General features: G+C 57.6%; 18 protein-coding genes and 1 pseudogene. 8 read left to right on the top strand and 11 right to left on the bottom strand.

Going from position 1 to position 13,098, the window contains the following annotated elements; all coding sequences use genetic code 11:
* Positions 1-20 precede the first annotated feature (20 nt).
* The 7 genes from HB777_23860 to HB777_23830 form a co-directional block, all read right to left on the bottom strand.
* A complete protein-coding gene (locus tag HB777_23860; protein ID QND66650.1) occupies positions 21-395 on the bottom strand; it encodes a response regulator in 375 nt (124 codons plus the stop codon).
* Positions 396-672: 277 nt separating this feature from the next.
* Positions 673-1,275, bottom strand: coding sequence for a hypothetical protein (locus HB777_23855; GenBank protein QND66649.1), 603 nt, complete (start codon positions 1,273-1,275; stop codon positions 673-675).
* Between the two features lie 20 nt (positions 1,276-1,295).
* Positions 1,296-2,051: a DUF4142 domain-containing protein gene (locus HB777_23850; protein ID QND66648.1), complete on the bottom strand. Its 756-nt coding sequence runs from the start codon at positions 2,049-2,051 to the stop codon at positions 1,296-1,298.
* Between the two features lie 380 nt (positions 2,052-2,431).
* A complete protein-coding gene (locus HB777_23845) occupies positions 2,432-2,728 on the bottom strand; it encodes a hypothetical protein (GenBank protein ID QND66647.1) in 297 nt (98 codons plus the stop codon).
* The gene (locus tag HB777_23840) at positions 2,725-2,907 is read right to left on the bottom strand and encodes a hypothetical protein (GenBank protein ID QND68887.1); all 183 of its coding nucleotides are present in this window, start codon (positions 2,905-2,907) and stop codon (positions 2,725-2,727) included. The genes HB777_23845 and HB777_23840 overlap by 4 nt, the downstream gene beginning before the upstream one ends.
* A 154-nt stretch (positions 2,908-3,061) precedes the next feature.
* The gene (locus HB777_23835) at positions 3,062-3,205 is read right to left on the bottom strand and encodes a hypothetical protein (GenBank protein ID QND62440.1); all 144 of its coding nucleotides are present in this window, start codon (positions 3,203-3,205) and stop codon (positions 3,062-3,064) included.
* A gap of 104 nt (positions 3,206-3,309) precedes the next feature.
* A complete protein-coding gene (locus HB777_23830) occupies positions 3,310-4,305 on the bottom strand; it encodes a YihY/virulence factor BrkB family protein (protein QND66646.1) in 996 nt (331 codons plus the stop codon).
* Positions 4,306-4,757: 452 nt separating this feature from the next.
* On the opposite strand from HB777_23830, the gene HB777_23825 reads away from it, so the two are divergent.
* The 5 genes from HB777_23825 (at position 4,758) to HB777_23805 (ending at position 9,339) form a co-directional block, all read left to right on the top strand.
* Complete coding sequence (locus HB777_23825) at positions 4,758-5,837, top strand: PAS domain S-box protein (GenBank protein QND66645.1); 1,080 nt, start codon at positions 4,758-4,760, stop codon at positions 5,835-5,837.
* A gap of 612 nt (positions 5,838-6,449) precedes the next feature.
* Positions 6,450-7,448, top strand: a complete 999-nt coding sequence (locus HB777_23820; GenBank protein ID QND66644.1) for a DUF72 domain-containing protein — start codon at positions 6,450-6,452, stop codon at positions 7,446-7,448.
* 285 nt (positions 7,449-7,733) lie between these two features.
* A complete protein-coding gene (locus tag HB777_23815; GenBank protein QND66643.1) occupies positions 7,734-8,258 on the top strand; it encodes a hypothetical protein in 525 nt (174 codons plus the stop codon).
* A gap of 18 nt (positions 8,259-8,276) precedes the next feature.
* Positions 8,277-8,690, top strand: coding sequence for a phage holin family protein (locus tag HB777_23810; GenBank protein ID QND66642.1), 414 nt, complete (start codon positions 8,277-8,279; stop codon positions 8,688-8,690).
* Positions 8,671-9,339, top strand: coding sequence for a hypothetical protein (locus tag HB777_23805; protein ID QND66641.1), 669 nt, complete (start codon positions 8,671-8,673; stop codon positions 9,337-9,339). Before HB777_23810 ends, HB777_23805 begins: the two co-directional genes overlap by 20 nt.
* A gap of 34 nt (positions 9,340-9,373) precedes the next feature.
* Here the strand turns inward: HB777_23805 and HB777_23800 are convergent, their stop codons facing one another.
* From HB777_23800 to HB777_23790, 3 genes are all read right to left on the bottom strand, one after another.
* Positions 9,374-10,009 carry an outer membrane lipoprotein carrier protein LolA gene (locus tag HB777_23800; GenBank protein QND66640.1) on the bottom strand — a complete coding sequence of 212 codons (636 nt, stop codon included), beginning with the start codon at positions 10,007-10,009 and terminating at the stop codon, positions 9,374-9,376.
* Positions 10,010-10,069: 60 nt separating this feature from the next.
* The gene (locus HB777_23795) at positions 10,070-10,333 is read right to left on the bottom strand and encodes a hypothetical protein (protein ID QND66639.1); all 264 of its coding nucleotides are present in this window, start codon (positions 10,331-10,333) and stop codon (positions 10,070-10,072) included.
* A gap of 80 nt (positions 10,334-10,413) precedes the next feature.
* On the bottom strand, positions 10,414-10,665 hold the full coding sequence (locus HB777_23790) for a GlsB/YeaQ/YmgE family stress response membrane protein (GenBank protein QND66638.1): 252 nt from the start codon (positions 10,663-10,665) through the stop codon (positions 10,414-10,416).
* Positions 10,666-10,907: 242 nt separating this feature from the next.
* Between HB777_23790 and HB777_23785 the strand changes: the two genes are divergently transcribed.
* Positions 10,908-11,774: a PRC-barrel domain containing protein gene (locus tag HB777_23785; GenBank protein QND66637.1), complete on the top strand. Its 867-nt coding sequence runs from the start codon at positions 10,908-10,910 to the stop codon at positions 11,772-11,774.
* A 213-nt stretch (positions 11,775-11,987) separates the two neighbouring features.
* Entirely contained in the window at positions 11,988-12,320 is a 333-nt protein-coding gene (locus HB777_23780) for a hypothetical protein (GenBank protein ID QND66636.1), read from the top strand.
* Between the two features lie 99 nt (positions 12,321-12,419).
* Here the strand turns inward: HB777_23780 and HB777_23775 are convergent.
* Positions 12,420-12,623, bottom strand: a pseudogene (locus tag HB777_23775) (hypothetical protein).
* A 304-nt stretch (positions 12,624-12,927) separates the two neighbouring features.
* Here HB777_23775 and HB777_23770 point away from each other — a divergent pair.
* Entirely contained in the window at positions 12,928-13,092 is a 165-nt protein-coding gene (locus tag HB777_23770; protein ID QND66635.1) for a DUF3309 family protein, read from the top strand.
* The last annotated feature ends 6 nt before the right edge of the window (positions 13,093-13,098 follow it).

Here is a 13,098-nt window from a genome sequence, read left to right as displayed (position 1 = left end):
GACTACAAACCTCACTCAGGCTAATCGCCTATTCCAAGGCTAGCACGACTGAAATTGCGTCCGCGAGTTGATGCGATTCGAAGGGCTTTTGAAGCGTCATGACTTCCTGGAAGCGCTCGTCCAGCCCCCCGCAAGCCATAGCCAGTCGCGAAAACGAAGGGAATGCCTCGCTCCTGGAGCAACTGGGCTACTGGAAAGGATTGCTCATTCGCCAAATTGACGTCCAAAACAGCGAGATCAAAAATTTCGTCTCGTGCCATCTCGAGAGCCGGGCCAAGTCGCATTGCAGGCCCAAGCACCTCGTATCCCAACTCCAACAACATGTCCTCGATGAGCATGGCGACGAGCGCTTCGTCCTCTACAACGAGCACTCTAAGGCGCCTTGCATCAGCCAATTGCGCACGTCCTCAGCTCAGCGGTGCTGACACCCTATCGAGCGAAAAGCATAATGAGAATGATAATCGGAATCGGAATTCCGAGCAGCCAAAGCAAGATGCCACGACCCATTTACCCTCCCGCAATCAGACAACGTCCGCCAACAATTCGCAGAACAACTATTCGTTCCCTGGCGAGGCGGCTGCCTCTGTGGTCATTTGACAGCCAAGAAAGATGTTTTCTTATTGTCTCTTCATGCAGAGGCCCCGCCACCTTGCGGCAGCGGGGGCTCGTTGTTCAAATTCGGCTGGCGGCGCGCGCGCGGTCGCGGTCGACCTCGTCGCTGGTGTAGTCGCCTGCGCCGGCATCGAAGCCGGTCCAACCGTCGGCCTCGTAGAGACTGCGGCGCTCACTAAGATTGACCGCGTTGGCTTGGCCCAGGATCTGCTCCGCCTCCACCGAAAGCTCGTCGGGCACCTTGGCAGTTACCAGCGTCCCCCCGCGGCGCACACCTTCTGCGTAGACGTGTGCATCGTTTTCCGGGACGCCGGAATCAGTCAGCGCACCAACAATGCCACCCGTCGCTCCACCGACGGCCGCGCCGACGACTGCGCCGGCCGCCGTCGCGGCAAGCCAACCCGCTGCCACAACCGGCCCGACGCCAGGAATGGCCATGATGCCCAACCCGGCTAGCAGGCCACCAGAACCGCCAACCAGCGCGCCGAGGCCTGCCCCGCCAGCGGCATCTTCTGCAGCCTTTGAGGTTCGATTGTCGTACCAATCGGTGGAGTTGTTGGCGACTATGCTGATGTCGGAATGCGCAATTCCGGTGGCCTCCAAATCGCCGACCGCGTCTGTTGCCTGGTCATAGTCGTCGAATAGCCCGGTTACGGTTTTCATGTCTTTATCTCCTTCTGTTTTCAGTTCGTGCCGGCAACGACGTTGCCTTGATAGTCGAGCGCAACGGCGGTGCTCTTGCCGTCCTTGCTGGCCTGACCACGCCAGATGCCCTGGTCATCCTTGGTCAACGCCGATACGTCTGAGTAACCGGCGTCCTGGATGCGGCGTTTCGCCTGGTCTTCAGTGAAGCTGTTTGCGCCGGGAACGGGGGCTGATGGATCGGCAGTGTCGGTGGTCGTGACAGCAGGCGTTGCTGCAGTGGTCTCTGTCGACTCCGTGCCCGCGGTAGCCGCAATCTTTTCGATCATGTCCTTGTGCATCTTGAGGGTCGGCAACGTCTCTTGCGCAAACGACTTGAGCGTGGCGTTGTCGCCGCCCTTGGCGTATGCCTCAAACAAGCTGACCGCATCAGCATGGGCGCTGCGCTGCATTTCGACGTAGGGCCGATCGAGCGGAGCCTTGCCTTGCTGGAGCTTGTCCAGTTCGGCCTTGTGCTGGGCGTCGACGTCGCTGGGGACCTTCAGTTTCTGTTCGCCGGCAAGCGATTCCAGCTTGGCGTTGGCCGCACCGTGATCGTCGATCATCTTTTGAGCGAAGTCCTTGACGCTCTGGTCGGAGACCTTGTCTTGGGCGATCTTGCTCGATTCCACTTCGAACATTCCGCCAGCTGCGGCCTTGTTGACGAACTCCTGCGCATTTTCAGCGGTGAAGGCCGGTGTAGCGAAAGCCATAGCAGTGGCAGTGGCCAAGCAGGCCATTAAGTGACGTGTTTTCATGGGTTTGTCCTCGTTGTTGCACGACTGTGCGATGAACGAGTAACCACGGTGCGCAGGCTTTGTTCCGGCGGAAAGGCGATATAGCGCTTGGGTAGATGCGGCTGCCTGAGCCGCCAAAAACGACGACCGTTTTTCGCTGGGATGCGCCTGGCGTGGATTTCAAGAATGCCTGCGACCTACCTCAGCGAGCGGTCGCCACAAAGATCCAACTGGGATCGCGAAAGCCTCACCTTGAGATGGCCTAAGAGGCGATCGAAGCTGCCTTCCAAGGGGAAGCGACCATCGACTGAACGATTTCCACGATCTCTAGTGCATAGGCAGGTTTGTAGATCACATGCCGCAGCTGCAGGGTTGCATGATCGCCTTCCAACTTGTCACCCTTATAAAGTGCGAAGGGTACGTCGCTTGCGGTCAAAGTCTCCGCAATTCCAACGCAATCGCCCGTCCCTCAGTTTCACATCCAGAATAGCCGCTGCTGGGCGATGAGCTGTCAGCCAAGCCGCCGCGTCCGTGCATAAATGCACAAGCGTGACGTCAAAACCTCTCTCTGCCAACGCTGCTTCGAACTCTATGCCTATTAAAACCTCGTCCTCAAGCACCAGGACGACCGGCATTGTCTTCCCGACCTGTTCCTGCAGCTTGACAAAAATTTCAGGCTGCTCTTGGCGCTTATTCATCTCATCTCGCCGGCGACCAGGAATGCTTTCGCCGCCGCATCGCAGGCGATGCGCGAGGGTCCGTTGGCAGCAAGAATGACCCGGGCTGCCTGCAGGGCTAAGCCATGTTTATTAGCGAAAACGGCGGCATCGAATTTCGGCCCCGGTTGAGGGGCCGTTCGGCGCGTAGCGACGACTATCCCGTTAACGGCAGCCTCAATGTAGCGGGCTCGCGCATCGCCGGGATCGCCCGGAAGGCTTTGCCGTATCAGAACCGGCTCCTTTGCGCTTGCGAGGATGGCGACGCCGTTCCACGTTTTCTGGCCTAGCCAGAGTGCGCCGTAGCCCGCCCTTTCAAATCTGTGGGCGGGGAAAGCCCCAATCCTCGGTTTTCAGCTCCTGTAAGCAGACTCCGTCCGGCTTGGCCTGCCGCATCCATGCGAGCAGGTTTTCCAGCCGTCGATTGATGTTGTTGATGTTGAACGTTGCGATAAGCATGCTCGACCCCCGCCGAACAATGATGAGGACGGTCAATCGTTCCCTGCCAATTGGTCTCGAGTTGTCAGAACAAGAATCTGCCCTAACCAGCGCTGAGTGCTCGGCTAGGACCGCCGCGGTGGCCAGAACCTTGTCGCAACGATCGTAAGAAAGCCTGTGATTAGAATCCAGACCTGTACTTCGCGCTGGGCGTCCTTGGGGTGCTTCGATATCTGCTGCGGCTCAGCCTTCTTTGCCTGCACGATCGGTTGAAGATCGGACCGGCTGCCTAGACGCACCGAGTAGGCCCGTGTGAGCTCGGCCCCAAGCAAGAAGATCTCCGAGGAATAGTAAACCCAGAGCAGCACGACCAGCAGCGCTCCAGCCGCACCATAGGAAGATGCAATCGCGCTTGTCCCAATGTACCAGCCGATCAGCGACTTGCCGATCGTGAAGAGGAAGGCGGTGACCACTGCGCCAATTCCAACGTCGCGCCACTCCAGGGATCGGTCGGGCAAAATCTTATAAATTGCGGCAAACAGCGCGGAAATCAGAACGAACGATACAATTGCATTTATGGATGCAAGAATGGTCGTCCCGAACGGCAAATGGGCATTGATGATGGCGCCTAATGCTGAAATGGCCGTGCTCGCCGCCAATGAGACGAGCAGCAGGAAGCCGAGTGCAGCGACGAGGCCCAGGCTGGCTGCCCGCGCCCGCACCAATCGCGACAAGGAGGTACCGGGGAGTTCAATCTTCCAGATCTTATTCAGCGAAAGCTGCATCTCTCCAAACACACCTGACGCCGTAACGAAAAGAGTGACGATGCCCACGAGAGTTGCAAAGGTGCCGGCAGTTTTGTGCGAGGCGCTTTCAATCGTGGCGCGGAGAAGGTCGGCGCTCTCCGAACCCATGACACCTGCAATTTCTGCCGACAACGCCACCTGCGCTGCTTCATGACCAAAGACGAGTCCGGCAATGGCAACAACGATCAGCAGTATCGGCGCCAGGGATGTAACGGCATAAAATGCCATCGCAGCACCGTGGCTGAGCGCGTTGTCGTTGATAAAGCCGACGATGCTTTCCTTGCCGAGAATCCAAGTTTGGCGTGCCAGGCGCATTTCTAATGCCCCCTGTTGTCCCTGTCCTAGAACTGTTGCCGCGCGACGTAAGGTCAAGGGACCGGCTCTTGCGGCACGCCCACCGTTGCGATTGCTTTTGGCAGCAATCAGGTCGTGAACCTTTCCCATCCGTCTGCGCCCAACCTGAATGAACAATGCGCGGCGGCAACGAACATGTCGCGCGAAGCCTGCCACTCCCGACATTCCAAATGGATTTGTGGGCGTTCGATATGAATGAGATTGAACGAATTGAGGGCCTGGCGACGGCGCATTAGGTTGCGCTCAACAAACTATTTGCTCATAAAAACGTTCCGCCACGACCTGGTTTCGGGCCTCTCCTTGAACCGGGATATCGCGCTTGCCGATCCGGAGCCGCGCGTGTGAGCGTTCGCGATGGCGGGCCAGGGTCATCGCTGATACTGATGGTGCCAACGCACAGCGCAGGTCCTCATATGACATCGGGTTCCGAAAAGGCCGAGGCGGTCGAGCAACTGCTCGATACGCCTGACCTAGCCACCGCACTGGAAAGCGACCAGTTCAAGAAATTCCTTGATCAGGTGCCGATTGCCATTGCCGTTTCGGATCTGAGCGCAAAGGAGCGCCTCGTATACGCCAATCCGGAATTCGAGAAACTGTCAGGCTTAGACGCCGCCAAACTTACCCGCCAGAACTGGGCGGCGCTTTCAGGCATCGGCATCCACCAGCAGAAGGATCGACCGCTTGACGAGGCCGTTGTCGAGGACACCGATTTCGTCGGCACATTTCGGCTGGAGCGCAAGGACAAGCCTGCAATTGTCGACGTCTATTCCAATATCATTGAGGATGACAACGGCAAGATCTGCTTCCGGCTGGTAGCGCTGATCGACGTGTCGGCCCATGGCGAGGCGGGGGACGCGCGCGCGGCGGAGGAGCGCATTCGCGAGAAGGATACTCTGCTGCGCGAACTGCAGCACCGGGTTAAAAACAATTTGCAGATGATTACTGCGCTAATTCGCCTTGAAACTCGCAACGCGACTGAGCCGGACCAGAAGCGCTTCGAGAGGTTGGCAGGGCGCGTGGACGCACTGGCTATCCTCTATCAGACGTTGTCTGCAGACGATCAAAAGGATGAGGTCGATCTCGGCGTCTATCTCAGCCAGATCGCGTCTGCTGTCATGGCCTCCCATGCGATTGAAGGCATTCGCCTTGACATGAAGGTTGATACCTATCCGGTGTCGATAAACGTCGCGATGCCGACAGGGTTGGTCGTCAACGAACTGCTGACGAATGCGCTTAAACACGCCTTCCCGGGGCGCGAAGGTGGCACGATCACGCTGCACAGCATCGTGAGCGGCGACGGTTGTCGGGTTGTCATTGCGGATGACGGGGTCGGCTTGCCTCAAGGCGAGACATGGCCAAAGGCCGGCAAGCTCGGCGCATTGATCGCGCGCTCGCTGACTGAGAATGCAAAGGCGGAGTTCGACGTCAAATCAAGCGCAAAGGGTACCAGGGTGACCATTGTTTTCAGGCGATCGGCCGCCACCGCGAACTGAAAATCCAACGGCCAAGTGAACGCTGCGAGAGAGCGTCGATGCCTCTGCTAATGACTATCATGAGGCGATTTTTGCTCGCCTCGGGACGAGGGCGCCGAAACGCACCGGTTCATCTAGCCCTTCGCTTTGGAGCGTGAGCTGGGAGCCAGCCGTTTGATACCTGGATCAATAGGCGGTTCAGATTGACGGTCGCGATTGAGATGCGTGCAGTTTTCATAGCTGTGGTCACGCGCTCCGCAGCAAGAACAGCACATGGGGATTTGATTCAATAGCATTTATCGAAATGCACGATCTGAATTCTGGTTCCCGGGGAACAGGCGTAGACTTTCGATTAGCAGGGCTAGGGCACTGCAAATCTGTACCCGCAGCCTCGGGTTCGCGAACTACGGCGTTGCTGATCTTCGGGTCTTTGATCGTGGCCATGGCAAAATCTCGTTCGAGCCGGCAACGAGCACGTCGTGGATTGTCCCCGAGACGTATGCTCGCACTTCACGCACCCAGATTCACGATAGGCTCGGACTGAAGGCTCCGGCGGGGGCCAAAGCCGATTTCGGTCAGGTCACAAAGGAGCCTTCAGGCTGTACCCGCGTTGAGGCGGTCAAGGATCATTTCATGAGCACTGACCCTATCAAGCGGAAAGAACCTGGAGCCGAGGAGCGCCGTGAACGGCGAAAGCTGCGCAGAGAGAAGCAGCGAATCGAAAATCTTGGACGGGCCGTCAAAATGCATGCCGCCCGCATAGCAGATAGAACAGCAAAGGGCGGGAGCCCCTTGTCGCGTTTGGACGCATCTGTCTATGTCGGCTGCTCGGGCTGGTTTTACTGGAAGTGGCGGGGGCAGTTTTACCCTGCAGATTTGCCGACAGGCGAATGGTTCGATCACTATGCGAAGCGATTCGATACCGTGGAAATCAATGCATCCTTTTATTCATGGCCGACGGTCACGAATGTCAAAAGCTGGCTCCGACAAGCTGGTAACCGCAACTTCGTCTATACGGTCAAGGTCTGTGAGCTGATTACGCACATCAAGAGGTTCAAGAACACCAAAACCCTGGTTATGGATTTTGGAATGATTGCCGATATTCTCGGCGAGCGAATGGGCTGCTTTCTATTCCAGCTGCCGCCGAGTTATCATTTCTCAAAGGCACGCCTGGGCGGCATTCTCGGCCAACTCGACCCGGCCCGGCGCAATGTGGTGGAGTTTCGTCACGCCAGTTGGTGGAACGAGACTGTTTACTCGGCCTTTCGTGAGACAGGCACAATCTTCTGCTCCTGCAGCGGCCCTCGTCTTCCGAATGTGTTGGTGCGTACGGCTGATGATGTCTACCTGCGGCTCCACGGTCCAGAGCGCTGGTATCGGCATGATTACACCACAGACGAACTGACGACATGGGTCGACAAAATCCGAGCCAGCGGCGCAAGAAGAGTTTGGGTCTATTTCAACAACGACTATGAAGGTTTTGCGCCTAAGAATGCTCGGGCAATGCGGCGCTTGCTGGTAAAACGACCTTCAGACGAACAACTAGCTCTGACTGCCGATGCACAAATGCATCCCGACTACAGGCGGGAGCGGCACGATTGCCGCCAGCCTGGTTGTCCAGCTGATGAGTAAACCTGGTCCTGCTGCCATTACTTGTTGGATCCCTTACGCATCTGCTAATACGCGCGCCTTGATCGTCAGGCGATGAGTCTCGGTCGGAGAAGGCGGGGTTGAAGGCTGGGGGATTTGGAGCCTTGATCCGCGTTCTGTATGTCATGGCAAATTGCGGCTCCGCAGATGGAACGGAACGCCACGCCCATGCTTAGCTGCCGCACCCCATCCCATAGAATATTCCCCGACGCCAGGAACCGCAGCTAGCCCGCGGAGTTCACCTTGACCAACAGGAGGAAAAACACCGTGAACACGCCCAACACCACCCCGTTCTCCGGATCCAAGCTGGCTGAAGACAATGAATTCCAAAACCAGTCGGACGCCGAACGTGCCGGCAAGAGTGCGGAAGCTTTCAGCAAATTGAAGACCAGCGCGGCGGAAACCGCGACCCACCTGAAAGACACAGCGGCTTCGGTTTCAAGCGACGCGAAGGACTATGCCGGCACTGTCGCCACCGATGCTGCCGGTGCATTCAAGGAAGCGGTCGAGACCAACAAGACCGCTGGTGCCGACGCAATCGCCAACATCGCCCACTCGGTCAAGGAAGCCGCCGACGGCATCGAAAAACAATCGCCTCAGGTGGCCGGCATCGTGCGTAACGCCGCCGAAGGCGTGGAGCGGATCTCGGCAGACATCAGGGATCGCAACGTCGGCGAATTGCTCGACTCCGTTACGAAATTCGCGCAGCGTCAGCCCGCTGCCTTCTTCGGGGTCGGCATCCTGGCTGGCGTGATGCTCACGCGGATCATGCGAAGCTCCGATAGGTCCTGAAGAAGAGGGAATTTCGAGATGGAAAATGGTGGCGACCGCCGTCCCTTCGGCAGTGTCGTCAACGAAGCGATCGGTCACTTCGCTTCGTTGATGCGCCTGGACCTGCGCGTGCTCGAGGCGGAAATGAGGGGAAAGACCGCGACGATCCTCTCTTCCGGTGCATGTGGAATGGCGGCCGCTATTTTGTTCATGCTGGCAGCCTTCGCCTTGGTCGAATTTCTGATCCTGGCAATGATCTATCTTGGTGTCGGCGCGATGGTCGCCTGTCTGCTCGTCGGCATAGTCTTGATTGGCGGAGGGTTTTTCTCCCTTCATCTCGCCAAACAGGCCCTGGTCGGATGGACCATCACTCCCGTCGAGACGCTCAACCAGGTGCGCAGCGATGTGGCCGCATTGAAACAGGGGATTCGCTATGGCTCAACTCAACGATGACATACGGGAGATCATGGTGCAAAGCCGTGCCGAGCGGCAGGCGCTGTTTGAGCCGGTCAGTGAAATCACTCGTCGTGTACAACGGCGACATTTGGTCGAGGTGTGCACGCACTACGCCAAGCACAGGGTGGCAGGTGTGATCGGCGGCGTCACGAAGGCCATCAAGAACAATGGCGGCACGGCGGCTGTCGTCGCCTTGGGCACAGTCGCAGTCTTTGACGCCGGCAGGAGGAGTGCTGAAGGCAGCACTGAGACAGCGAACGCCAAGCGACTCGAAACACCTTCTGGCGAACAGGACGCGACAGAGGTGATCGGTCCTCAAACGGAGCGTCCACAACAGCACGTCACGAACCTGTCACGTGCTAAGGTATTGGCCGGTTCCGCCGGAGGATTGTTGCTCGGTCATGTTATAGCCCGAGCGTTTGATCCAACCGCAAAAGAACAGGAACTGTTCGGGAAAGCCGCGGGCGAAGTCCAAGACGCGGCTTCCGAATTCATCAACCAGCATTCCCATGGTGCAAAAGTTGCAGCGGCGCAGGCCTTTGGCTTCGCCAGATACACCGCGGCTTTCCTGGTCATTTTGGCTGCGGCCAGCGACTATCTGAAGCAGCCTGTAGAAGACGGGCGCGACCGTTCGTCTGACGCCTAGAGCCGGAGCATTTCAACCAAGAAGCTCGACCGTGTCAACGCGACTTCGTAGTGGTGTTGTATTCCCGGTTCGCCGGATAGTCGATCTTGAATGTTTCCTCGGCGACGTGAACGCCCTCTTTCACGTTGGAGATTGTTATCGTCGTTGTTTGTCCCCTCTCGTCGGTAAGGCTCCATTTTCGTAGATCGAGTGATTTCCTGTCAAACATCATAGAAATTTTCGCATTACCGAAAGCTGACCTGTCGGCCAGCCTGACAATGACCAGATCGCCTTCCTCCGTGATCCCTTTGAAGCGTCTGCCGGAGAACTCGACGTTGTTGTCGAGCAGCAGCTTGAGTGGTGTCTTGGACAGGGCATAAAGCCGCGACGTCTTGAGCTTCTTGTTGTAAACGACCAAGGATTTGCCGTCAGCAATGACGCTGACTCCTGATTGGCCTGTATAGTTGAATCGGATCTTGCCAGGTCGTTGGAGATAGAACCTGCCACGGGTCTTTTCGGTCTTGGGGCCCGACTGAACAAAGTCCCCAGACATTGATTTTACCGATGAGAAATGATCGGCGATCGTCTGCGCTTCTACAGGGGCGGCCGAAACCGCGGGCGCGAGTTCCCCATTCATGGTGGCGCCCAGAACGAACCAAAACCCAATGATTTTGTTAGTTAGAACAGCCATGGGATTGTCCTGGGTCACGAGGGAAAGGCGCGTGATCGCAAGCGATCACGCGCCTCGATATCAATAGCCGTCCGGGCAGCGTGCAATGTAGACGCGTCCATTCCGATCGCGATACCGGCATTGGCCGGCCTCACTTGCGTGGCCGATCACAGCGCCGGCGATCGCACCGACTGCACCACCGACAACAGCTCCCTGCACGGGATCGCCGGCAACCGCGGCACCAATCGCGGCGCCACCGAGGCCGCCAACCGCAGCCCCCTGCTCGGTACGGGAGCACGCTCCCAGCGGAAGGAGCAGGCTCAAAACAAGTAGTGTCTTTTTCATTCGTTCTCTCCTGGGCTTGAATTAGCCGGAGATGAAATGCGCCAGTACGTCTTTTGATCCACGCTGCCGGGTCGTTTGCTTCAGCGTTTGATAATTCGGGCCACTGCAATCAAGATACACGCCCCGATGAAGCCTGCGACCAGGTAACCCAGCCAGCCGGCCAACGATACGCCAAGTAGTCCGAGGAGTAGGTTGGCAACGACGGCGCCCACAATTCCCAAAATGATGTTCATGAGCACGCCCATGTTGCTCTTCATAAACATCTCGGCCAGCCATCCGGCGATACCGCCGATGATGATCGCCGCGATCCAACCAACGCCAGGATTCTGCATGACTTTCCCCTTTTATCGAACCGCAATTGGGTCGACGGAGGAAACGTTCAAAAGCCAACTAAGTTCCAACCGGAAATCAAGCTGCAGCTACGGAAATGCGCGGTTTCCAACAACATGAAGCGATCATGGAACTTCGTCTCAAAAGGCTCGTTGTGCAATCGCAAACGGTGCCGCGTTCAGCCTCCCTGCAAGGTTCAGCCGAACGCGGCGTGCATCAACACTAACGCACAAGGAAACGTATCATGATCCGCAAACTTTTGGCTACCACAGCAGTAGCTACGCTTCTGACGGCTGGGCTATGGACCGCGGGTGCCAATGCCGAAGACGCTGCCAAACCCGCCAACACGACCCCAACCATGGCCGCTCCTGCGGCGATGGCCGACGGGAGCCTGGTTTCGAAGATCATTGGCGCCGACGCCTACGATAGCGCGGCGGACAATGCCGAGAAGATTGGCGATGTGAAAGACATCGTCCTCACCAAAGACGGCAAAGCCAAATTCATTATCATCGGCGTCGGCGGGTTCCTGGGCATCGGCGAAAAGAACGTCGCCTATGATTTCAACAAGGCCGAATGGGTTGAGAAGAAGGGTGAACGCTGGCTGGTCGCCAAGACCACCAAGGAAGACCTCCAGGCGCAACCCGATTTCGACCTGAAGGTCTACGACACGACTACGGCTTCGAACGCCACCGATGCCCCGGCTGTCACGGCCAACAGCGAACCGGCTGCGGCCACGACGGACAAGACAGCCACCGCCGCTATCGACAAGGCGGCGCTGACCGAGCTGCCGCTGGACAAGATCAGCACCAAGGATTTCATCGGCACCACCGTCTACGGCGCCGATGATGCGAAGGTTGGCGAGATCGGCGACGTCGTCCTGAGCGGCGACAAGAAGGTGGATGCCGTGGTTCTCGACGTGGGCGGGTTCCTCGGCATTGGCGAAAAGGAAGTAGCTGTCGGCCTGGAGAAATTGAAGTTCATGTCCGACAAGGACGGAAACCGCTATCTCTACACAAATTTCACCAAAGCCCAGCTCGAAGCACAGACCGCCTATGACAAGGGCACCTACGCCCAGAATCGCGACAAACAGCGCATCGTTATTAGTCAGTAACCTTGAGAATGGCCCGCGCCGGCAGGCCGGCGCGGGCCACACTCTTGCGGGTCTTTTGCAGCCTTTCAATTGAAGTTTGCAATAGGATTGAAGTTTGCAATAGGGAGTTAAGGCAATGGATAAGCGACTCAACAGCGTTATGGAGGCTCGGTGGCTCCTTGCAGTGCCGATCTCATTCGCGCTGACGGTCCTGTTTGCCGGTTTCATACTAACGTGAACCGTTTTCTGTTTCTCGCGGCAGACTTTCTATCGCGTCCACCCGGCTTTTATGCGTTGGTCGTGGCTATGGTTCTTTGCACGCTTTTGGTACCTTTCGGTCTCACGAATGCGGTCACCTATGCTCTGTCGGTTGCGGCCATAATCATCACCGGCGTCGTGCTAATCCAGGGCTATCGCGACACTGCTGCCATACACGCCAAGCTGGACGAGCTAATCATAGCTTTGGCTGAAGCGCGTAACGAGGTTGTGGGGCTGGAGCATGCGGAGCCGCATGTGATCAAATCCAAGCTCTCAGAACTCGAACAGGAAGCTATGGCCGACTCGTGAGCAAGCGCGTTTCCCGCGAGACAGCAGTGAACCCACTACCACGCACGCTTGCTCCCATCCTGGCCGGACAATTTTTGAATTTTTGTCCCAATCACAGCCCTACTTCACCTCACGCCTGGAGCCCCACAAAGCGCGCGTGAGCAGGTTCCGTTTGCCCTTGCGCGGGACAAGCTCGACATCGCTGACGAGCTTTGCCCCGCCCGCGCGCCGCTCCAGTGTGATCTTGCGACTGTGGAACGCCTCCAACTCGGCGCGATGCGCCACGCTGATGATGGTGACGTCAGGCAATTCGCGGATCACCGTTCCCAACCTTTCAGCGGGGCTTTTTTGTGCCTGCCGGAACCCCTGAGACACGGCGCAGTGCCAGCATGCCTCGGTAGCGGGTCCACCACACTGGCTGACGAACCCGACAAGCCACGAGCGATTGACGGCCCGGTAATTCAACTCGTTGTCAATGAACAGGTATTTCCGAAGCGGGTGTCAACCATAGAATCGCGCTGTTTATCCGGGGTCGGAACAGGACCGCGGCTGGCGAGTTCATATGCTGATCAACAGCGGAAAAATGCGCTGTGCAACGCGCGATAGCGCCCGCTGATGGAGGAAAACTATGGGTCTGGGTACCATTCTCATCATCATTCTGATCATTGCCTTGCTAGGTGGCTTCAGCGGCTTGGGCGGCGGGCCGTTCTACGGGACCGGCTACTACGGCGGTGGTGGCATCGGTTTGGTGCTGCTGATCGTGATCATTCTCGTTGTTCTCGGGCGCATCTAGCCCCCA

The organism is Mesorhizobium loti (assembly GCA_014189435.1).
Taxonomy (GTDB): domain Bacteria; phylum Pseudomonadota; class Alphaproteobacteria; order Rhizobiales; family Rhizobiaceae; genus Mesorhizobium; species Mesorhizobium loti_G.
Note: the sequence above shows the minus strand (reverse complement) of the source record. Positions and strands in the feature narration are given on the sequence as shown.

Coding starts and splice junctions, on each gene's coding strand:
- HB777_23855 (QND66649.1), bottom strand. CDS start 1,275: ATGAAAACCGTAACCGGGCTATTCGACGACTATGACCAGGCAACAGAC.
- HB777_23850 (QND66648.1), bottom strand. CDS start 2,051: ATGAAAACACGTCACTTAATGGCCTGCTTGGCCACTGCCACTGCTATG.
- HB777_23845 (QND66647.1), bottom strand. CDS start 2,728: ATGAATAAGCGCCAAGAGCAGCCTGAAATTTTTGTCAAGCTGCAGGAA.
- HB777_23835 (QND62440.1), bottom strand. CDS start 3,205: ATGCTTATCGCAACGTTCAACATCAACAACATCAATCGACGGCTGGAA.
- HB777_23830 (QND66646.1), bottom strand. CDS start 4,305: ATGCGCCTGGCACGCCAAACTTGGATTCTCGGCAAGGAAAGCATCGTC.
- HB777_23825 (QND66645.1), top strand. CDS start 4,758: ATGACATCGGGTTCCGAAAAGGCCGAGGCGGTCGAGCAACTGCTCGAT.
- HB777_23820 (QND66644.1), top strand. CDS start 6,450: ATGAGCACTGACCCTATCAAGCGGAAAGAACCTGGAGCCGAGGAGCGC.
- HB777_23810 (QND66642.1), top strand. CDS start 8,277: ATGGAAAATGGTGGCGACCGCCGTCCCTTCGGCAGTGTCGTCAACGAA.
- HB777_23805 (QND66641.1), top strand. CDS start 8,671: ATGGCTCAACTCAACGATGACATACGGGAGATCATGGTGCAAAGCCGT.
- HB777_23800 (QND66640.1), bottom strand. CDS start 10,009: ATGGCTGTTCTAACTAACAAAATCATTGGGTTTTGGTTCGTTCTGGGC.
- HB777_23795 (QND66639.1), bottom strand. CDS start 10,333: ATGAAAAAGACACTACTTGTTTTGAGCCTGCTCCTTCCGCTGGGAGCG.
- HB777_23790 (QND66638.1), bottom strand. CDS start 10,665: ATGCAGAATCCTGGCGTTGGTTGGATCGCGGCGATCATCATCGGCGGT.
- HB777_23785 (QND66637.1), top strand. CDS start 10,908: ATGATCCGCAAACTTTTGGCTACCACAGCAGTAGCTACGCTTCTGACG.
- HB777_23770 (QND66635.1), top strand. CDS start 12,928: ATGGGTCTGGGTACCATTCTCATCATCATTCTGATCATTGCCTTGCTA.